This window comes from Bradyrhizobium sp. 215_C5_N1_1 (genome assembly GCF_052075935.1).
Classification (GTDB): Bacteria; Pseudomonadota; Alphaproteobacteria; order Rhizobiales; family Xanthobacteraceae; genus Bradyrhizobium; species Bradyrhizobium barranii.
In genome coordinates, this window is the sequence record NZ_CP197228.1 from 4,582,884 (window position 1) to 4,602,159 (window position 19,276).

Annotated in this window: 17 protein-coding genes and 1 pseudogene; 1 reads left to right on the forward strand and 17 read right to left on the reverse strand. The window is 63.4% G+C overall.

The annotated features are described in order from the left end of the window. Window positions 1–108: 108 nt before the first annotated feature. From AB7G19_RS22065 to AB7G19_RS22145, 17 genes and pseudogenes are all read right to left on the reverse strand, one after another. Window positions 109–870, reverse strand: a complete 762-nt coding sequence (locus AB7G19_RS22065; RefSeq protein ID WP_441268078.1) for a PopZ family protein — start codon at window positions 868–870, stop codon at window positions 109–111. A gap of 307 nt (window positions 871–1,177) precedes the next feature. Then, complete coding sequence (locus AB7G19_RS22070; protein WP_071914064.1) at window positions 1,178–2,569, reverse strand: TolC family outer membrane protein; 1,392 nt, start codon at window positions 2,567–2,569, stop codon at window positions 1,178–1,180. 217 nt (window positions 2,570–2,786) lie between these two features. Next, a complete protein-coding gene (locus AB7G19_RS22075) occupies window positions 2,787–3,443 on the reverse strand; it encodes a protein-L-isoaspartate O-methyltransferase family protein (RefSeq protein WP_071914066.1) in 657 nt (218 codons plus the stop codon). A gap of 137 nt (window positions 3,444–3,580) precedes the next feature. Beyond that, window positions 3,581–3,757, reverse strand: coding sequence for a hypothetical protein (locus tag AB7G19_RS22080; RefSeq protein ID WP_094183926.1), 177 nt, complete (start codon window positions 3,755–3,757; stop codon window positions 3,581–3,583). A gap of 286 nt (window positions 3,758–4,043) precedes the next feature. Beyond that, window positions 4,044–5,048, reverse strand: a complete 1,005-nt coding sequence (locus AB7G19_RS22085; RefSeq protein ID WP_354175609.1) for an ABC transporter substrate-binding protein — start codon at window positions 5,046–5,048, stop codon at window positions 4,044–4,046. Beyond that, entirely contained in the window at window positions 5,045–7,150 is a 2,106-nt protein-coding gene (locus tag AB7G19_RS22090; protein ID WP_354175611.1) for an adenylate/guanylate cyclase domain-containing protein, read from the reverse strand. Before AB7G19_RS22090 ends, AB7G19_RS22085 begins: the two co-directional genes overlap by 4 nt. A 22-nt stretch (window positions 7,151–7,172) precedes the next feature. Continuing rightward, on the reverse strand, window positions 7,173–8,189 hold the full coding sequence (locus AB7G19_RS22095; protein WP_441268079.1) for a SphA family protein: 1,017 nt from the start codon (window positions 8,187–8,189) through the stop codon (window positions 7,173–7,175). 61 nt (window positions 8,190–8,250) lie between these two features. Next, window positions 8,251–9,678, reverse strand: a complete 1,428-nt coding sequence (locus tag AB7G19_RS22100; RefSeq protein WP_441268080.1) for a DUF1254 domain-containing protein — start codon at window positions 9,676–9,678, stop codon at window positions 8,251–8,253. Between the two features lie 21 nt (window positions 9,679–9,699). Then, window positions 9,700–10,719: a DUF1214 domain-containing protein gene (locus tag AB7G19_RS22105; protein WP_441268081.1), complete on the reverse strand. Its 1,020-nt coding sequence runs from the start codon at window positions 10,717–10,719 to the stop codon at window positions 9,700–9,702. A gap of 11 nt (window positions 10,720–10,730) precedes the next feature. Beyond that, window positions 10,731–11,672 carry an HlyD family secretion protein gene (locus tag AB7G19_RS22110; RefSeq protein WP_441268082.1) on the reverse strand — a complete coding sequence of 314 codons (942 nt, stop codon included), beginning with the start codon at window positions 11,670–11,672 and terminating at the stop codon, window positions 10,731–10,733. Continuing rightward, entirely contained in the window at window positions 11,672–11,911 is a 240-nt protein-coding gene (locus AB7G19_RS22115) for a DUF3302 domain-containing protein (RefSeq protein ID WP_439034963.1), read from the reverse strand. The genes AB7G19_RS22110 and AB7G19_RS22115 overlap by 1 nt, the downstream gene beginning before the upstream one ends. A 32-nt stretch (window positions 11,912–11,943) precedes the next feature. After that, window positions 11,944–12,435 (reverse strand): hypothetical protein, encoded by a 492-nt coding sequence (locus tag AB7G19_RS22120; RefSeq protein ID WP_441268083.1) that lies wholly within the window; start codon window positions 12,433–12,435, stop codon window positions 11,944–11,946. Window positions 12,436–12,471: 36 nt separating this feature from the next. After that, window positions 12,472–12,708: pseudogene (locus tag AB7G19_RS22125) on the reverse strand (hypothetical protein); the annotation flags it as partial. A gap of 166 nt (window positions 12,709–12,874) precedes the next feature. Beyond that, complete coding sequence (locus AB7G19_RS22130) at window positions 12,875–14,695, reverse strand: arylsulfatase (RefSeq protein WP_085399539.1); 1,821 nt, start codon at window positions 14,693–14,695, stop codon at window positions 12,875–12,877. Between the two features lie 72 nt (window positions 14,696–14,767). After that, entirely contained in the window at window positions 14,768–16,477 is a 1,710-nt protein-coding gene (locus AB7G19_RS22135; protein ID WP_441268084.1) for an arylsulfatase, read from the reverse strand. Window positions 16,478–16,495: 18 nt separating this feature from the next. Continuing rightward, window positions 16,496–17,509, reverse strand: a complete 1,014-nt coding sequence (locus tag AB7G19_RS22140) for a formylglycine-generating enzyme family protein (protein ID WP_441268085.1) — start codon at window positions 17,507–17,509, stop codon at window positions 16,496–16,498. A 459-nt stretch (window positions 17,510–17,968) separates the two neighbouring features. After that, complete coding sequence (locus AB7G19_RS22145; RefSeq protein ID WP_223153560.1) at window positions 17,969–18,148, reverse strand: hypothetical protein; 180 nt, start codon at window positions 18,146–18,148, stop codon at window positions 17,969–17,971. Between AB7G19_RS22145 and AB7G19_RS22150 the strand changes: the two genes are divergently transcribed. Then, window positions 18,128–19,012 carry a helix-turn-helix domain-containing protein gene (locus tag AB7G19_RS22150; protein ID WP_354079866.1) on the forward strand — a complete coding sequence of 295 codons (885 nt, stop codon included), beginning with the start codon at window positions 18,128–18,130 and terminating at the stop codon, window positions 19,010–19,012. The genes AB7G19_RS22145 and AB7G19_RS22150 overlap by 21 nt on opposite strands. The last annotated feature ends 264 nt before the right edge of the window (window positions 19,013–19,276 follow it).

Genomic DNA, 19,276 nt, shown 5'->3' on the forward strand with positions numbered 1-19,276 from the left:
GGTCCGGGAGAGGATCAACGGAAAGCCCGGCGGCAAAACGGCTTTCCGGCCGGTCGGCAGGCCAAACAGGCGCATAAGAGGGGCTTTATGAGGGCTCGGGAGCCGCCCTCACCTGCCGCCGCGCGAGACCCGCTCGATTTCGGCCTTCACGATGCGTTCAACGAGGCCCGGCAGGTTGTCGTCGAGCCAGGATTTCAGCATCGGACGCAGCATCTCCTTGACCAGATCTTCCAGCGTCCGCGCATTGCTGCTGAGCACCGTGTGGGCCAGGGAGTTGAAGGCGGATTCGACCGCCGAGACCGTCGATTGGGCCAGGATCGGCTGTTGGGGCGGTAGCGGCGGCGCATCGTAGTCCACCGCCGCATAGGACGATGACGGCGTCAGGCGCAGCGGCGATTCGGCGAATTCCAGATCGTCGCGCGGCTCGACCTTGCGGAAGCTCGGCGGCGGCGGAGGCGGCGTCGGCTCCGGATCCACCGCCATCTCGTCGGTCAATTCGAGCACGTCGGGTTCAGGTTCGGGCTCTGGCTCACGGACCTCGGGCGCAGGCGTAGCCGCGTCCAGCCCCGCCAGCAGAGCATCAATATCGTCCTGGTTATTGGATGCATCCGCCGCAGGTGCGGGCGGCGGCGGCGCTGGAGCCGGCTTCGCAACCGGCGGCGGCGCGGGCTTCTCGGCAGCAGGTTTTGCGGGAGCGACCTTGGATGGCGGAATGTCGTTCATGGCTGACGGCTTCGGCGCAGCTGCAGCGGGCGCTGGCTTGGCAGCTTCTGCCGGCGGCGGCTTGGCCTCATCGTCGGCAATGATGCGCCGGATCGAGGCCAGAATCTCCTCCATCGAGGGTTCTGTGACCTTTGCAGGCTGCGTCATCTCCGACTCCACATCATCAACGCCCTCGCATGCGTTGTTTTACACCAAGCACGACAGGATTGGCCGGTTCCGCAACGGACGCCCCGACATTTTCGTCGCGGCAGCCCGACTTGTCCCCAGTTCGCGGCTCAACGTGCGGAGGTGCGCCCCTGCCCTCGGCACTCAAGCCTTTACGCACACGACATCAGGTGCCGGGCGAATCGACCCGCATCTTCTTGGCAAGGCTATGTCAGGGATTTTGATGATTGCAAGCAAAGCACCAATCGGCCTCGGCTGTTTGCGAGGCCGACCGGATGACTACGGGACTTTAGCGTCCGTCAGGCGTGCGCACGCCGGCCCAGCTGTCGCGGACCTGATGGTAGTGAACACTCGCATCATAAACCGTGGTCGCAAGGCCGAGGACCTGCGGCGACAGACGGCCGATGGCGGCCAGAACCTGATAGGACGCGACCACGCGGTCGTGCTGTGCGGTCACCAGCGCGACGCGCGCGTTGACCAGCGCCTGCTGCGCGTTGAGCACGTCGAGGGTGGTACGCTGACCAGCCTTGGCTTCTTCGCGCACGCCGTTCAGCGCGATCTCGGACGCCGTGACCTGCGCCTGCGCGGACTGCACCTGGGCCTTGCCGGCCTGCAGCGAACCCCACCACTGCACGACCGTCGCGCGGGTCTGGTCGCGGGTGGTTTCGAGGTTGAGACGCTGCTGCGCCAGGTTTTCCTTGGACTGGCGGATCAGCGAATATGTATTGCCGCCATCGTAGAGCTGCCAATTGGCCTGCGCGATGGCGGACGCGTTGAACGACCTGTATTGAATCAAGGACTGTTCGTTCCCCTGCGTGGCCCCCACCTGCAACGCGATCGTCGGCAGCAGCGCGCCTTCGGCGACCTTGACCTGCAGAAAGTTGACGTCGATGCCGAACATCGCGGCCGTGACGTTGGGATGTTCGATCAGGCCGAGCTCGACTGCCCCGGCGAGGCTTGCGGGCAAGAAACGATCCACCGGCGAACCGGGCGCGAGGTTCGTCGGCTCGTTGCCGATGATGCGGCGGAAGTTCGCGCGCGTCGTGGTGAGATTTGCTTCGGCCGTGAGGGCCTGCGTCTTGCCAGCCGCCAGCTGCGCTTCCGATTGCGCAACGTCGGTGCGCGTCACTTCGCCGACGTTGAAGCGATCACGCGTCTGCTTCAGCGTCTGCTCGAGCACGCGCACGTTGCTGCGCTGGACTTCGAGCGTAGCCGCATCGCGCAGATAGTCCATGTAGATCGAAGCGCCCTGAAGCAGCACGCTCTGATCCAGGCTGCGCAGCGCTTCGCGGGAGCCGGAAACCTGGCTCTCGGCGGCGCGCGTCCTGTTGCCGGTGATGTTGCCGTTATAGAGCGTCTGCGTGACGGTCACACCCACGCTGCGCGGCACGCTGGGCCCGTTGATTGGTGTGTTACCCGGCCCCGGCGAACTCAACGTATCCTGATATTGATAGCCGCCGTTCGCCGTCAGCGCGACCCTGGGGCGATAGCCCGACAACGCCTGAGGCACGTTCTCGTCGGTCGAGCGCACCTGGGCGCGCTGTGCGTTGAGCTGCGGATTGTTCTGATAGGCGCGCACCAAGGCGGCCTCGATCGTGTCCGCCAAGGCAGGCGTCGGCCCGGCAAGCGCCAGCAGCAGGACCGAAACCGCAGCTCCGGTGAAGAGCTTCACCCCATGCATCCCTTAAATTCCGTTCATTCTAACGCCCCGCTCGTGCCCGCGAGCTAGGATACCGTCTACCGAGTGGAGTCGTTGCCCCTCAGCAACATAGGCCGCCAATTGGCGCAACGGAACCACCTGAAGGTAGTTCCCGGTGGAAACTCTTCACGTGCAGCATCCGGGCCACACTTCTGATTCAGAACGGGATTTTAACGGGCCAAAGCCCTCAATCGGGCGTTCAGAAAACGAAAGCGGCGGCCCGTTCCAACCCGGGAAGGACCGGAGCTGCGGCATCGAACAGCGCCCGATGGCCGAATTCACCGTGGGTATGGGTCACGATCATGGCCCGGGGGGGCGTGGATTGGGCCGACACCCCCACGAGGCGCCCGCCCTCCTTGAGCTGCCCGAGCAGCGCCTCAGGCGTCACCTCGAAGGCGCCGTTGAGGATAATGACGTCATAGGGAGCGGCAGAGGGATCCCCTTCGGCGCAGGCTGCGGCCTTGCACGTGACGTTGGCGAGGCTGGCGCAAGCATCCTTGGCCTTCGCGGCCAGGGCCGAATCACACTCCGTCGCGGTGACTTGACGGGCGAGCCCCGCCGTCAGCGCGGCGAGGTAGCCGGTGGCGCAGCCGACCACCAGCACGTTGTCCCCCTCGCCGATTTCGGCGGCCTGGAGCAGCTTGCCGGTCAGTTGCGGCTTGATCAGGAACCGCTTGGCCCCGCCTTCGCTCACGTCGAGATCGAGGTCGAGATAGGCCAATGCCTGCCTGGCAACCGGCACGAACGCCTCGCGCGGAACTGTGAGCATCGCGTCGAGAATACGGCGATCGGTGACGTCATTGGTGCGCACCTGGCCATCGACCATTTTTAGGCGCGCGGTCGAGAAACCGGACATTTGCGGACCCTGCAATGCGGACGATGCCGCGGACGAAATTTGGCGGCATCTTTGGAACAGGCTCCGCGAAAACGCAACACGTCCGTTGGCCCGGCGGACCAGGCTGCGCAACCCGAGGCGTCAAGGTGATCGATGAGCTATTCGATCGTGACTGCGAGGCGGCCGATCAATGCGGCGACTTCGTCGAGCCGCGCCGAATCGTGCGCCTCGACGGCGCGCGCGAGGCAGGCCAGGCATTCATCATCGCTGAGCTCGGGAACGTCCGCCGGCAGAATCGAGGGGGCCATTTCGGAACGGTCGAGGACGTCTGGCATTGGAATCACCTCCGTAAGGATCCGGCGCCTGCCAAGCTCGATTTGAATTGGGTCGAATTGGCGTCGCCCTCATGACGCGACCGCGCCCGACACACACAACTGCTTGAGTGCGATTCTGCGCTGGATTTGCGCGGATCACTGTTGAAATGTCGTCTGAAGTGATGTCGCGGTTACATTAGAGTACGGGCATAGAATATTGAAACTACGTTGAAATTTCATGTGTGCTTCGCAAGCCCAGCGCCGGCCGGAAGGGAACGCTCGTGCGAGCGGGTTCCACCCTGCAGGTTCAGACGACGGTTGCAAGGTAGAGCTGCGTGTCGAAATAGTCTGCGGCCCGCACGGGTGCGGTGACGCCGGCATCCGTCATGAAGAAGTCGCTGACCTGCTGGAGCCATTTCACGACGGTCCCGTCGGAATAGAGCCGCTTCCATTCGCGCGAGGAATAGAGCTTCTGGGCCTTGAAGGCTTCCGCGATGTCGGCGCGACGCGACTGCCCATAATGTGTCTGGAGCGCCTCCGCTGCGGCCGCCGGGTTGCGCACCATGTGGTCGTTCGCTTCTGCCCACGCGCGGATGATCCGGGCCAGCACGTCCCTGTTCCCCGCATAAAAATCCATCCGCGCGGCCCAGCCGCCGAGCACGGCGGATTGCGGGTAGAAGGCGGAGGCGTCCACCAGCTTGACCGCATCCGGCAACGCCTCGCGGACGGCAATGTTGAACGGCACCCAGAGCGCAACGGCCGGCACCTCGCCGGCAATGAACGCCTTGACGGCGGCCGCCATGCTGCCGTTGACGATCTCGACCTCGGACGGGTTGACGTTGTTGGCCCGCAGCGCGCGATCGAGAAAAATGTGAGCCGTGGTCTTCATCGTCGTCGCGATCCGCTTGCCCCTGAGATCGGCCATCCCCTTGACGCCGAGCGTCGGCCGGACCCAGAGCTGTGCGGTCGCGACCTCAATGTCGTTGATGAGAAAGCCCCGGCCGCGGCCGAGCGCCAGATAGTTGGAGATGACGCCGCCGGCCGAGAGAACGTCGAGCTCACCCCGCGCCATCGCCTCGAAGACTTCAGGTCCGGTGTTGAACTCGTGCAATTCGAAATCGATCCCTTCGCGGTCGAACGAGCCGCGATCGAGCCCGGTCCAGATGTGTCCGTCCACGGCGACAACATGGAGATAACCGAGCCGAATTCTGCTGCGCGCCTGCGCAATGGCTGGCGCCGCGTGCATTGACGCGGCCGCCAGCGCCGCGCCGTGCCGCAGCAATTGCCGGCGATTGAGACCACAGATGTTCATGCCGCCGCTCCCGCATTCCGGGCCGCGGACCGAAATCGCTGGGCATGAAATAGCGCGACGCTATCCTCGGGATAGTCGTGCAGGAAGGCCGACAGCCGGACCCGCGTCGTCTCGGCCGCGCCGTCCTGCGCGATCGCCGCAAAGACTTCATCCCAGCGTCGACACATCGCAACCTCGGCTTCATCGGCGTGCGCCAGCTCGCCGCGGAGCTCACTGACTTCGATCGCGTCGGCAAATCCCTTCGGCGTGATGCTGTCGACGCTGCGGAACAGGAACCGATCGCCGACGCTGGCGCGGACCGCCGCGCTGACCAGCACGCGCGTGCCGTAATTCTTGTTCAGTCCCTCCAGCCGCGACGCCAGGTTGATGGTGGCGCCAAGCGCGGTGTAGTTCATCCGGTCGCTCGAGCCGATGTTGCCGACCACGGCATCGCCGACATGCAGGCCAAAGCGGGTGTCGTAGGGCGGCCAGCCCTCGCGCCAAAACTCCTGGTTGAGCGCTTCGTTGGCCGCAAGGCATGCCAGGATGGCGCGGCAGGCATTGACGGTGTGGTCGGGATCGTCGGCCGGCGCGTTCCAGAACGCCATCACGGCGTCGCCGATATATTTGTCGACCGTGCCCTGGTGCCGCATGATCTCGTCCGACAGTACCGCGAAATAGCGCGAGGTGTGGATCATCACCTGCGACGGGTCGGCGCGCTCCGTCTTGGCGGTAAAGTCGGCGACGTCGGTGAACAGCACCGTGACCTCACGCCTGGAGCCGCCGAGGCTGAGCGAAGAGCCGGTCTCGATCAACTGCCGCACGATCTGGCGCGGGATGAAGCTCGCAAAGCTGCGGACCACGCTACGCATGGTGAACACCGAGCGGCCAAGCTCCTCGATCTCGGCGATGACGGAATGGACGCGCGGCCGCTCGGTAATCTCGAACCGCTGGATCGCGTCGGTCTCGTCGGCCAGTTTGCGCAGCGGCCGCGCCATCAGCGATCCCAGCCAGAACGCGAATGGCAGCGTGGCTCCGACAAAGGCCAGCGCAAGCGCGAACAGCGTACGGCGCTCGTCGATGATCTGCGCATAGAACTCGTCGAGCGGCGCGACCATCGCCATCCGGATATTGGCCGAGCCGGCCGTCTCGAGCCTGTGAACCGCCGCAACATAGGTTCGGCCCGACGCGTCGGCAAAGAACTGCTGGGCCGCGCCGCCGTCCCGCCAGGAGCGGATGACCGGCACGAGCGCAGGCAGCTTGAGCGCGCCGATCTGTGGCAGGTCGTCCTGCCGTTCCGGAATCTCCGCCATCAGGCGGTTCATCTCGGGATGGCCGACGATGCGCCCGGCATCGTTGAACAGGAACGCCAGCCCTGATTGGCCGAGCTTCTGCTCCGCCAGCATGTCCTCGAACCGGTTCAGCAGCAAATCACCCGCAATGACGCCGCGGCGCCCTTCCCTCAACGGCGTCCGCAGCGTGTAGCCCGGCTCGCCCGTGGCGTAGAAGACGTAAGGACCGGTCAGGAGCGTCTTGTCGTTCTTGAACGCCTCGACATACCAGGGCCGCTGCCGCGGGTCGTAGCTCGCGGGTCCGGCGACCTCGGCAACCTGAATGAGGTTTTCGGAGAGATATTGCGTGACAGGCGCGGCCCCCGCCGTGCGCGAGATCACGACCAGGCGGAAGGCAGCATCCTCATCGACGTTCAAGCCCTTCCGGAACGACGGCTGCGCCCGATCGATCACGTCCATCTCGATGAACGAGCCGTCCTCGTAGCCGACATAGAGATTGAAGAGCTGCGGGTTGTTGCGCAGCATCGCCGCCATCAGGCTGTAGAGCCGCGTATTGTCCGCGATGTCGGCCTCCTGGATCGGCGGCAGGCCGGACAGGATGTCGAGATTGTCGCGGACATTCTTGAACTGCTCGTCGATGTGATCGGCGCCAAGCTGCGCCACCTTCTCGATGAAGCCAGAGGCGGCCGTCCTGGTGATGGCGGTCACGCGTTCGAAGCTGAGATAGACCAGCGTCAGGCCCACAAGCAGCACCACGCCCACGAACACCGTGATGATCGATGTCTGGTAGCCAATGCGAAATACGCGTTTGCTGGTTTTCTCTCCGGTCATCGGAGCTGCTTGAACGCCTCCATCAGTACTTTCGAACGATGGGCTTCGTCGCCGCCGGCGCGGGCGCTGCCGGCGAGACCGAGAAAGTAACCCAGGTCGACCAGCTGTTCGGCCGGTTCTCTGTCTCAAGGTCCTTGTAGCCTCGGACATTGAGATAGCCCTGGTAGCCGTCAGACATCGGGATCATGAAGCCGATCTGCGGACCGATGCCGACCGTCTGGCCGCGGAAGCCACCGAGCTTGGCGCCGGGACCGCTATCGTCGGTGATCTGCTGGAAGAAATAGCCGGCGATGCCGATGTGAACGTTCTTGCTGACGAACTGCGAGGCAGCCCAGTCGACATGAAAATCCATGCCGTTCTGATACTGGAGGGCCCCGTTCATGAAACTATAGGTGAGGCCGCCGACGATCGAGAATTCGTGTCCGGTCTTCGGATCGAGATAGGTGTAGCCGGCACCGACGTCGATGGCGGGGAAGCCAAAACTCAGATTGGCGAGCCGGCTGGAATCATAGGTGCCGCTCGGGATGTTGCCGGTGATGTAGACCAGCTCGTTGTGGACGCCCTGATTCCATTTCAGCGTGCCCTGGTAGAACACGTCGGTCAGCGTCGTGCGGTTGTCGGTGGCGCTGCCCGAGATCGTATTGCCGCGCGGACCGGTCAGCGTCGCATCGATGCCGGCGCCAATGTTGCCGGGCGCGGTGAGCACGGTGAAGCCGGCTTGGCCGCCCAGCACCGGCATCGGCGAGGTGTAGGTGATGCCCATGACGAACGCGTCGGCATGTGCGTTGAGGCCGGCGGTCACCGAGCCGGGTATGCCGCCGCTGGTGACGAAGTTCTGCCCTCCTCCGGCCTTTTCGTTGAGGTGAAGGTAGATCGTCGAGTAGGCCCATCCAGGCGTTACGGGAACGGCGGCCAAGCTGCCGAAGATGCCCGGAAGCCAGAAGCTCACGCCGCCGGCAGCGGCAAGCGCGGGCTGAGCGGTAAAGCTCGCCAGCGCCAATGCAGTCCCGAGCCCGGCTTTGCGAATGTGTCCCGTCACGTCGCGTCTCCCTATTCTCGTCACGTCTTCCACCCAAACGCATCACGCTCGTCCAATTGCACTACTTCTTGGCGCCCCCGATCGTGGCGGCGACACGCTCGGCATCGGGCAGTTTCCAGCTGTGGTCGAACAGCGGCTGCTCGGGCCCGTAGAGGCGGAATAGCAACTCGAACTTCCGCGCCGGATCGGTCGGCACCCAATTGGCTTCCTTGCCCTCCGGCGCCTTCGGACCGAAATAGACATCGACCGAACCGTCGGCATTCTTCTGGATGCCCGGGCTGATCGAAGCCCGGCTTGCGCTCGGCATGTTGCGCACCAGCGCGTGCGTCTCGCGGTCGTAGACGGTTGCGGACCAGTATTGCTTGACCGGCGCGTTGGGCGGCACCGTCAGGTGATAGGTGGCCGCGCCGTCAAATGGCTGACCGTCGCGGTCCTTGTTGGCCATCAGGTAGAACTGTGCGGTGCCCAGTCTCTTGATGCCGGTGAAGCCGAGCGTATAGGTGACTCCGCGCATCTCGACCGGATAGGTGTTCGGATCGGCGTATCCCGTGCTCGCCGCCTTGACCATCTCTGCGACGGCAGCCGGGAACCAGCGGATGCCTGGATTGATCACGGCGAAGCCGGCGTCGTAGCGCTGTTCGAGTATCGCGTGGGCTTCGCGGGCCGCCTGATCGAGCAGCGCAACGGTCTTCTGATCCGGATTGAAGGCCTTGCCCTTCTCGATGCCAATGCTCGCGAGCTGGTCGATCATGGCGCGATCGCGATCGAGCCACGGCTCGTTCTGCACCACGCGGTCGAGGCTGCGATAGAAGCTCGCATCGTAGGGAATCGTGGAGTCGAACAGCACGTCGTAGGCGTCGGTGAAATTGGTCTGAGGCGGATCCTTCGCCTGCGCGAGTGGGTAGACCTTGACCAACTTGCCGTAGGAGACCGACTTCGCCACGTCGGCATCGCCGTGGCTTGCGAGATTGGAGCGCAGCAGCGCGAAGCCGCTGAACGTGTCCGACTGAAGCGAGATGTAGCCCGCGGGCGCGTCGCCCTTGTAACCGGGCGGCAGGATCAAATATTTGCCGCCCTGCCCCTTGTCGGCGCCTTCGGGACCTGCGTCCTCCAGCGGCATCTGCCACGCCGTGACGATGTTGCCCGCGATCGAGCCGCCTTGCGCCGGCGGAATGTCGATCACGACCGGGCCGTCCTTCACGTTCCAGAACGACATCAGATAGATCGAGTCCGGATTGGGCGTCAGCGTCTGGTTCTTCCAGTTCACCGGCTTCGACCAGTAGATGATCTCGTTCGGCTTTGCCTTGGTCGTCCCAAGCATGGTCTGGAGCATGAGATCGGCATTCACTGCCGGCATGCCCCAGATCATCGCCTCGACTGCGCGACGCTGGATAGTGCGCGCGGCAACCTCATCCGGCGACAGACTCTGCGCATGCGCGCTCGCTGTCATCAGTGTCATGGCGATGGCGCCTGCGATTGCGTGTCTCATGACAGCCTCCATTCTCAGCCTTCAGCTCACCGGCTTCGGCTCGGGGAATTTCCACTTGCCGTTCAGAATTTCGGGACGCGGCCGATAGAGTCGCACCGTGTAGTTCCAGCCCTTCATGATCGGCAGGCAGTTCGGGATCTTGCCGTCACAGCCACCGAACTGGACCACCGTGGAGCCGTCGGCTGATTTCGTCGCCGTCAGATTGTTGAGCGAGTAAGCGTTGTAGGGGTTTTTCTCGAAATAGCCCTCGGCGTTGTAGAGACTGATCGACCAGAAGCCGTCCACCGGCACATTGCCGGGGACGGTCAGCTTGTAGACGGTGCTGCCGTCGTTCTTCTCGGGGGTGACGCTGAGATAGGTGGCGTCCTTGTCGGGATTGCCGCCCCATCCCGCGGCGGTCGCGATCAGGTGCCGGATCGGATCGACCTGCCCCTTGACGCCAAACGCATCCTTGAAGCCGCCTGCGGTTGACGACAGCACCAGGAGCGCGTCCCGCACCTTCTTCTGGCTGACCGGATCCCAATTCGGTATCTCGAACTTGCCCGGGGCCTTCTGGCTGATCGTGACGGCGTCCTGGACTGCGCGGACCTTCTCGACATCCTTGGGATCGTTGGGATCGACGAGGGTTCGAAGCCCGATCAGCGCATAGCGTGTGCCGACCCTCTTCCGATCGTAGGTGTAACTTCCGGCGCGATACTCTATGTCGCCGACGATGTAGTGATCCTCGTTGACCACCATCAACGACCGGAACCGCTTGCCAGCGTCCGGCAACTTGATCGTTACCGGTCCCGCATCGAGATCAACGACGGCCATGGAGTACAGCGTGTCACGATTCGACCGGATGACGCCCTGCTTATCGATCGCCATCGGCTCGCGATGGTGAAACAGCTTGCCGATGCCACCGGCGTCCTTGACGCCGTTGCCAAAGTACAGGTCGGATTCCGCGCGCCCAAAATTATCGACCGTCACCGGGACCGGCGACTGCGCCTGCGTGGCCGAGGTGAGGATGAGGAACGAAGCCGTCAGCACTGCTCTTTTCATGCGCCCTCTCGCTAGAACGGATTGACGTAATTCAGGATTGCGACCTGCCGCAGGATCACGCGGCGCACGACGTGGGTCGGTTTGACGTGATCGGTGTAGATCGCAGCCGTTCCGGCGCTGCCGGCCGGCAACCGTTTGACGAAATCGGCGTCGTCGAGCTTGACGCGTACGACGAAGGGGGCGGCCTCGATGGCTTTCGGCAGGACTGCCGTGCCCGATGTCTGCACCTGTCCGGGCGCGATCGCCTGGAGCACGCTCTCGACCTTGCCGGAGTAGATCTGCCCAGGTGCGAATTTGAATGTGGCCTCGACCTCCTGGCCGGGTGTCACGTAGCGCGCATCGTTCTGGTTGATCTCGACGCCGATGATGGTGCTTGAGACGTCAATGAACGCCATCACCGGCGCCAGCGGCAGGTTCGCCACGCGCGCGCCCTTGCGCAGCGCGAGATTGGTGACGTAGCCGTCGGCCGGCGCGCGCACGACCGTCTTGTCGAGATTCCATTGCGCGGCCTCGAGCTGGCCAGCGAGCTGGTCGGCCTCCGATTGCCGCTGCTCGACATCGAAGCCGCGGCCGGCGTCGCGCTCGTAGAGCTGCGTCATCTGGCCGAGGCGCGTCTTGGCGAGCTTGAACTGCGCATCGATCGCCTTGACCTGCGCCGCGTAAGGCGTCGGGTCGATCTTGAACAGGACATCGCCTGCCCTCAGCGGCGCGTTGGCGAGAACCGGAACGTCCGTCACCTCGCCCGCCACATCAGGCACGATCGAGACCGCATTGCGCACGACCAGCGCGTTGCCTTGGGGGGCGCCCCACCCCATCGGGATCAAGAGCCCGAACAGCAGCAGCACCAGCACGATCGCGGGCGAGGCCTTCCAGAACAGGTTGAAGCGCACGACGCCGAAGTGGACCAGCAGGAAGAGCAGCACGAGGTAGGTGTTGAAGATCGCAACGCCCATCACACATCTCCCGCTTTCCGCGCGGGCACGTCGAGATAGGCCCAGATGACGGCGATCGGCCACAATGCGAAGCCGAAGAACAGCGTGATCCAGCCGGCGACCGTCACGGCCTGCGCATGCGGATGGTTGCGCGACTTTGCGATATGCCCGGGCAGCCATCCGGCGATGCAGACAACGCCGATCGCGCTCGCCAGCAGGATGACGAGCACGATCCAGGCGAAGATGTCGTAACCGCTCATGACGACTGCCTCATCGCATCAGGGATGCACCATCATTGGCAGTAGTCCCAAAAACCCTGCGTGCGGGATGGATCGGTGTAGTACCAGCACATCCCCGGCGCGGGCGCAGCACCCGCCCAGGCCACAGCCGTGGCCGCTGTCACGAAGCCGATCGCAGCACCGGCGGCGATCGCGCCGCCCCTCGGCCAGTGGTAATAGCCGGGTCGCGCCCAGCCGCCGCGCCCGGCCACAGCCGTGGTGCTGCGGACGGCGACGTTGCCGCGCGGTCCGACCACTGCGGTCCGGCCGCGATAGGCGGCGCCTCGGGGGCCGACCACGGCGCCGCCACGATGGACCACGGCCCCACCACGCGGCCCCATGGCGGCCCCGCCGCGGCGAACAGCGGCACGCACCTCGATCAGATCGGATGGTCCAGTCGCGCCCTGCTGGATTGCCGCTGGCTGGAGCGGCGCCGCCGACACCGTTCCGACCGAAAGCGACGCGCCGGTTGCCAACGCCAGCAGGCAGTTCGTCCACCGAAACATGCGCATATGTCCAGACATCCTTGTCCCTCCCTTTTGTTATTGCTGTCGTTGATGCAGCTTCCCGCACGCGTCCTCGTCATTGTGACGCTTCCGCGGTGCGCGTTCGGACGCAAACACCGTCGTCCAGTCCTTTGCCATGTCGACGACGGTCCAGCCGCGCTGCGTGGCCTCGTCCCAGGCCTTGTCGAGCTTTCCGATCTTGGACTCCCTGTCGTAGGAATATTCGCGGGCCGCATCGGTGTGATGGACGATGCCGACGAAGCGCGCTCCGCCGCACTCCAGACCGCGACAGCATTGATGGCGGCGAAACCGATCAGAAACCCACGCCGGGTGGCCGATGCGAGGGAAACGAGCATTCTGGATCTCACAGGCGCAAGCGAGTAACTACGAAGGTGGCACCGGCCCGCAACGACGCGGGCCGGTGAGGATGGGGTGTCAGCTATTTGACTCCGCGTTGCTGGAGCTGCTGTTCGATCATCTGATTGACGCCTGAGCGTATCTTGTCGATGCTCTGGGCGCGTTGTCCCGCCCTGGCGCGGTTGTCCTTGATCTCATCGAGCTGCTCTTCAAGGATCGTGGCCGGTACGAAACTCGGTGGGAACGACCGCGGCGGAAAATCCTTGAAGGTCATGACGAAGGCGCCGACGTCGTCCATCGCGCCGTAGACCTGCCCGACATGGTTGAGTTGCCAGTCCCAGAATGTGTTCGAGGTGATGTCAGCCCGCTCGAACGGATCCTGAAGCAGGTTGAATATCTTCTGGAGGCGTAGCTTGGTGAAGGGCTCGGCCCAGACGCCCAGTGTGCCGGGCAGACGCTGCTCGGCGTAGACATACTTGTAGTCGCCCTTGCGCAAGGCCACGAGCAAGCCGTCATCATCCGAGTAGAAGAACTTGTCACGAGCGCTCTTGGTGCCGTTGTTGTTGCCGGCCGTGCCACTGACGTTGCGCAGGAATGCGGTCTGGTCGAACCCGTCGAGATGGACCTTATAGTTGATGCCGTTGGCGGTGTACCCGGCGCTCAGCTTGTTGACGATGTCGGGCTCACCTGCCGCCGAGCACAACGTCGGAATCCAGTCGTTGTGGCTCATCAGCTCATTGGTGACCGTGCCCGGCTTGATGACGCCCGGCCAGCGCACCAGGCACGGCACGCGGAAAGCGCCTTCCCAGTTGGTGTTCTTCTCGGAACGGAACCAGGTCATCGCGCCGTCCGGCCAGCTGTTCATGTGAGGACCGTTGTCGCTGGAGTAGACGACGATGGTGTTGTTGGCGATCCCCATATCGTCGAGGGCTTTGAGCAGAGTACCTACCGTATCGTCATGCTCCTGCATGCCGTCGATGTATTCGCTGTCGCCATGCGTGTAGCGGCCGCGATGATCGGTACGCACATGGGTGCGCAAATGCATGCGCGTGGCGTTGAACCAGCAGAAGAACGGTTTGCCGGCGGCCTGTTGCCGTTTCATGTAGTCGATGGCCGCGGCCGACGTCTCGTCGTCGATCGTTTCCATGCGCTTCTTGGTCAGCGCGCCGGTATCTTCGATGGTCTGTTTGCCGATCTTGCCGAAGCGGGGGTCTACGGTCGGATCGTCGCGGTCTGCCGCCTTGCACCTCAGCACGCCTCGGGGGCCGAACTTGGCGAGGTAGCTGGGGTCTTTGGGATAGTCGGGTAGTTCCGGCTCCTCCTCGGCGTTGAGATGATAGAGATTGCCGAAGAATTCGTCGAAGCCGTTGACGGTCGGCAGCGACTCGTTGCGGTCGCCGACGTGGTTCTTGCCGAACTGTCCGGTGCCATAGCCGAGATTTTTAAGGAGGCCGCCAATCGATGGGTCGAGCTGGCTCATGCCCATCGGCGCACCGGGAAAGCCGACTTTGGTCAGGCCGCTGCGAATGCCGTGTTGGCCGGTCAGGAACGCCGCGCGACCCGCCGTGCATGATTGTTCGCCGTAATAGTGGAGGAACTTGATCCCCTCGCGTCCGATGCGATCGATGTTGGGCGTCTCGTAGCCCATCAATCCGTTGGAGTAGGCGCTGATGTTGGCGATGCCGATATCGTCGCCCCAGATCACGAGAATGTTGGGCTTGCCTCCCGCTGGCTGAGCTGCCGCCGGCGCGCGAGAGGGCGCTGCTTGCTGCGCTTGCGCCAGTGCTTCCGAGGTCAGCGTCGCTGCTGCGACGATCGATGATGTTCCAAGGAGCAGATTTCTGCGGTTGATCGTTTGTTCAGCGTCGGAGGAATTGTTCTTGTTCTTTAGTTCGCCGCTCATTTCTACGCTCCCTGTGTTTCATTGGTCGTTCACGTCAGCCGCTCGGCGTTGCTGCCAGGCGGTCACGCCACGCTATTGCGTGACTTGAAAACTCCTCTGCATCTTCTCGACGATCTGATCGATGCTGAAGCTCGACGGCCGCTGACTCGGGGGAAATTCCTTGAAGGTGGCGAGGAACTCCCCCACAATTCTAGGCGCAGCAATGAACACACCCGCGCCGTCCGTCATGAGCCAGTCGTAGTAGGTGTTCGACGTGATATCCGCGCGCTCGTAGGGGTCCGAGCGCAGATCGAAGATTTTCGGCACGCGCAATTTGGTAAACGGCTCGGCCCAAATTCTTAATGTACCTTGCGCACGCTGCTCTTCGAAGACGACTTTCCAGTTCTCGTAGCGCAGAGCCACCACGTCGCCATCGTCGTCGAAGTAGACAAACTCCTTGCGCGCGCTGCGCTCCTGCTGACCCGTGAGGTGGGGAAGCTGGTTATATCCGTCGAGATGGACCTTGAACGTTTTGCTTCCGGCCTGGTGCCCCCTCAGCAGCTTGTCCTTGATATCCGGTTCGCCCGCGACCGCCAGCAGGGTCGGCATCCAGTCGAGCGCGCTGATCGTCTCGTTCGAGATCGAGCCGGGTTGAATTCGTCCTGGCCAGCGGATCATGCACGGCACGCGGAACGCGCCCTCCCAGTTGGTGTTCTTTTCGCTGCGGAACGGCGTCGTTCCCGCATCCGGCCAGGAGTTCTGATGCGGCCCATTATCCGTGGTGTAGATCACGACGGTATCGTTACCGATGCCGAGATCGTCGATAGCCTTGAGCACCGTTCCGATCGTCGCATCGTTTTCGATCATGCCGTCGGCGTATTCGGTCCTGGCCGTCAGCCCGGGCGGGCCACGATGGGACTCCCGTACATGCGTGCGAAAGTGCATTCGGGTCGTGTTGAACCAGCAGAAGAATGGCGTGTTGGCCTTCGCCTGACGTTGCATGAAATCGATGGCGGCAGCCGATGTTTCGTCGTCGATCGTTTCCATCCGTTTCTTGGTGAGTGCGCCGGTGTCCTCGATGGTCTGCTTGCCGACCCTGCCCCAGCGCGGATGTTCGGTCGGATCGTCGCGATCCGACGCCTTGCAACGCAGCACGCCCCGTGGGCCGATCTGGTCCTGCATACCGGTCGGATAAAAGCGGTTCTCCGGATCTTCCTCGGCGTTGAGGTGGTAGAGATTGCCGAAGAATTCGTCGAAGCCGTGCACGGTTGGCAGATATTCATTGCGGTCGCCGAGGTGGTTCTTGCCGAACTGCCCGGTGGCGTAACCAAGCGGCTTCAACAACTCTGCGATGGTCGCGTCTCGCGCTTGCAGACCCACGGTCGCGCCGGGAATGCCCACCTTTGAAAGGCCGGTGCGCAGCGTGCATTGGCCAGTGATGAACGAGGACCGCCCCGCCGTGCAGCTCTGCTCGGCGTAATAGTCCGTGAACATCATGCCTTCTTTCGCGATGCGGTCGATGTTCGGCGTGCGATAGCCCATCACACCAAAGGAATAGGCGGAGACATTGGTCTGTCCGATGTCGTCGCCGAAGATCACGAGGATGTTCGGCTTGCGGCCGGACACCGATGAAGCCGCCGGGCTCGCGGCTGAACCCGGCGCCGCTTTCTGCGCTTGCGCCAGTGCCTCCGATGTCAGCGTCGCCGCGGCGACGATGGACGAAGTTCCCAAAAGCAGTTTTCGGCGATTGATCGACTGGTCAGCCCCGGACTGGGTGTTGTTCTTCTCCAACTCGCTGCTCATGCGATACTCCCTATCAAGCTATGTTGCAGCAGACCCTTCTTGTTCGCGATGAACAACGAGAGGCGTCCGCATCACGCAGCGGAAGCCGACATGGCTGGTTGAAGTATCGACCGGCTCGGCGTGGCGTGCCGCGGGGCGGTAGCGACGGCAATAGTTCGGCGCGCAGAGATGCGAGCCGCCCTTCAAGACTTTGCGCGGGATGCGGATGTCGGGTTGACATGGATCAAAGCTCGCCTCCTCGCGGCCGCCGCGGGGATTTCTGGGAATGCAGCAAGGCTTCGCGGCATCGGCGGCATGCTTTGACGACCACCAGTCCGAGGTCCACTCCCAGACATTGCCGATCATGTCGTGGAGGCCGTAGCCGTTCGGCGGGAAAGCCATGACCGGCGAGGTACGCTTGAACCCATCCTCGCCGAGATTCTGGACGGGGAAATTGCCCTGCCAGATGTTGGCCATGTGCTTGCCGCCGGGCATCAGCGCATCGCCCCAGGCGAACTCCTCGCCGTCGAGGCCGCCGCGCGCGGCGAACTCCCATTCCGCTTCCGTCGGCAGCTCCTTGCCGGCCCAGCGGGCATAGGCGGCTGCATCGCTATAGGAGACGTGCACGACCGGATGGTCGTCGAGGCCCTTGATGTTGCTGCCGGGGCCGTAAGGATGACGCCAGTTGGCGCCGCGCGTGAAGGACCACCACTGGCTCCAGTCGGTGAGATCGGTGATACGCGGCAGCGGCGAGAACACCAGCGAGCCGGCGTAGAGCATCTCCTTCAGCGCGCCGGGATAGTCCTTGGGGTCGGGAACGATCTGCGCCTCGGTGACGTGGCCGGTCGCGTTGACGAATTGCTTGAACTGCCGGTTGGTGACGGAGGTGCGGTCGATCCAGAAACCGTCGACGGAGACGCGGTGGCTCGGCGCCTCCTCGGGATAATGATGGTCGGATCCCATACGGAAGGTCCCGCCGGGAATGAAGACCATCTCGCCGGTCTTCACGTCGTCCGGCAACCACTCGCAGTGATCCGTATCCGCCCGCAGCATCGTGGAAACTCCGATACGAGTATTCCACCCGATACTATGGCGCGGATTTCAGCAGGCGTCGACGAGAGCACATTGCCCGGCATTCTGGACGCATTGTCTGGTCCCCTCTTCTTGGCGCCGAGGGTGCGAGATGGGTGTCGTAGACTTGCGTCAGCATCTCTCCCTCTTTTGCGCACATCCTTCGAGCCCGCGGCAACACCATACCGCCATCCCCGCCCCGCGGTTCGCAGAACGATCGTTGCCGATATCGCCTAGGTTGCAAATGGTATCCGAAGATAGGATGCCCGTGATGTGCAGTTTGTGCCAATACGTCGCGCCGATCGGTGAGGCTTAACGACACATGTCGCAAATTCCTCAATCCGCAGCGTCGTGTGGCGTACAGCTCGCGTCAAATTCGGCGATAATTTACCTCAAAGCGCGAACTTGGACTGTCGTACCCACTTCGCGTTGTAGTGGTGTTCAGCCGCCGCCTGCCGCAGAATTGTCGCGCTTGAGTAACAGGGTGGCGCCATGGGCCAATTCCTTCTGGTTGATTCGCGTAAGCTCGACGGCTTCGAAGGTCTTCACCAGGCCGTTCACGGCTCGCACGTCGATGTCATGCAGCTCGGGCGCGGGCGATTGCGCGGATCGCTCTCCCATGTCGGCATCGGCGATTTCTCGCTCAGCATCGGCACCTTCAGCGTCGGCATGCGCACGCAGCGTGTCGCCAGCGACGACAAGCTGATCATCGGGATGCTGCTCGCGGCCGAAGAGCGCGTCACCCACTGGTCCTTCGACATGCGCCTCAACGACGTGCTCGTGATTCCGCCGCTGCTCGAGCATGACGGAATCTTTCACGGTGCATCGGCTTACGCCGCCATGCGCTTCGACATCAACGAGGTCGCATCGCTCTTCGGCGGCGAAGCGAGGCTGAGCAATCCCGACACCTGGCGCAGGCGCGACCATTTCCGGGCGGCCCCCGATAGCGGCGCGATCGCCGCACATCGTCTGGTCCGGATCATGTCACATCTGCGCACCTACAGGAGCGGCCTGACGCCCTCGACCGCCGATTTCTGGAAGCGATCGATCGTCGAATGCATGGCGGCCAACGTGATGTCGTCGCTACCGCCCGACGACACCGGCTGGCTGCCTTCGGCAAGGCGGCTGATCCGCCGGGTCGAGGAGTATCTCGACGAGGCCGGCACGCGCCCGGTGCATGTCTCGGAGATCTGCGCCGCTCTCGGGGTGTCGCGCCGCACCCTCCATCGCGCGTTTCAGGAGGTGTTCGGCTTGGGCCCGGTCAGCTTCCTCAGGCACAAGCGGCTGTGTGCCGTTCATTCCATTCTGCATGAGAGCGTGCCGGGCTCGACGACCGTGGCCGCTGTCGCCATGCAGCAGGGCTTCTACGAGCTCGGGCGGTTCTCGCAGTATTACCATGCGATGTTCGGGGAACGTCCGTCGCAGACCCTGGGAGGACGAACTGTCCCTCGCCTGAGGGTTCAACCCTCTCAGCATGAATTATAGGCGCCTGGTCAGGCTGTGCTGGGGGACGGCTATGGTCCGACCGATTCCCGCTCCACCGGTCGACTGCACAGCCGTGCACCGGGCCCAACGCGGCGGCCGCAGGTAGTGTTGCGCAATTGCAACGCGTGTAAGGCTTTGAATTTGCTGGATTTTGGCTCCCCGGGCTGGATTTTATTCCTTGTCCATAGCGTTCCATGGCGACAACGCAACACGCTGATTTACTTGTGTTTCCGCTGGTTTCTTGACCATGCCGTCCATTCGCGA

What these genes read in the sequence shown, in the direction of transcription:
- AB7G19_RS22135 (WP_441268084.1), bottom strand. Translation starts at nt 16,477, where the DNA reads ATGAGCAGCGAGTTGGAGAAGAACAACACCCAGTCCGGGGCTGACCAG.
- AB7G19_RS22140 (WP_441268085.1), bottom strand. Translation starts at nt 17,509, where the DNA reads ATGCTGCGGGCGGATACGGATCACTGCGAGTGGTTGCCGGACGACGTG.
- AB7G19_RS22120 (WP_441268083.1), bottom strand. Translation starts at nt 12,435, where the DNA reads ATGTTTCGGTGGACGAACTGCCTGCTGGCGTTGGCAACCGGCGCGTCG.
- AB7G19_RS22105 (WP_441268081.1), bottom strand. Translation starts at nt 10,719, where the DNA reads ATGAAAAGAGCAGTGCTGACGGCTTCGTTCCTCATCCTCACCTCGGCC.
- AB7G19_RS22100 (WP_441268080.1), bottom strand. Translation starts at nt 9,678, where the DNA reads ATGAGACACGCAATCGCAGGCGCCATCGCCATGACACTGATGACAGCG.
- AB7G19_RS22075 (WP_071914066.1), bottom strand. Translation starts at nt 3,443, where the DNA reads ATGTCCGGTTTCTCGACCGCGCGCCTAAAAATGGTCGATGGCCAGGTG.
- AB7G19_RS22110 (WP_441268082.1), bottom strand. Translation starts at nt 11,672, where the DNA reads ATGGGCGTTGCGATCTTCAACACCTACCTCGTGCTGCTCTTCCTGCTG.
- AB7G19_RS22130 (WP_085399539.1), bottom strand. Translation starts at nt 14,695, where the DNA reads ATGAGCGGCGAACTAAAGAACAAGAACAATTCCTCCGACGCTGAACAA.
- AB7G19_RS22090 (WP_354175611.1), bottom strand. Translation starts at nt 7,150, where the DNA reads ATGACCGGAGAGAAAACCAGCAAACGCGTATTTCGCATTGGCTACCAG.
- AB7G19_RS22145 (WP_223153560.1), bottom strand. Translation starts at nt 18,148, where the DNA reads ATGGGAGAGCGATCCGCGCAATCGCCCGCGCCCGAGCTGCATGACATC.
- AB7G19_RS22080 (WP_094183926.1), bottom strand. Translation starts at nt 3,757, where the DNA reads ATGCCAGACGTCCTCGACCGTTCCGAAATGGCCCCCTCGATTCTGCCG.
- AB7G19_RS22070 (WP_071914064.1), bottom strand. Translation starts at nt 2,569, where the DNA reads ATGCATGGGGTGAAGCTCTTCACCGGAGCTGCGGTTTCGGTCCTGCTG.
- AB7G19_RS22115 (WP_439034963.1), bottom strand. Translation starts at nt 11,911, where the DNA reads ATGAGCGGTTACGACATCTTCGCCTGGATCGTGCTCGTCATCCTGCTG.
- AB7G19_RS22085 (WP_354175609.1), bottom strand. Translation starts at nt 5,048, where the DNA reads ATGAACATCTGTGGTCTCAATCGCCGGCAATTGCTGCGGCACGGCGCG.
- AB7G19_RS22065 (WP_441268078.1), bottom strand. Translation starts at nt 870, where the DNA reads ATGACGCAGCCTGCAAAGGTCACAGAACCCTCGATGGAGGAGATTCTG.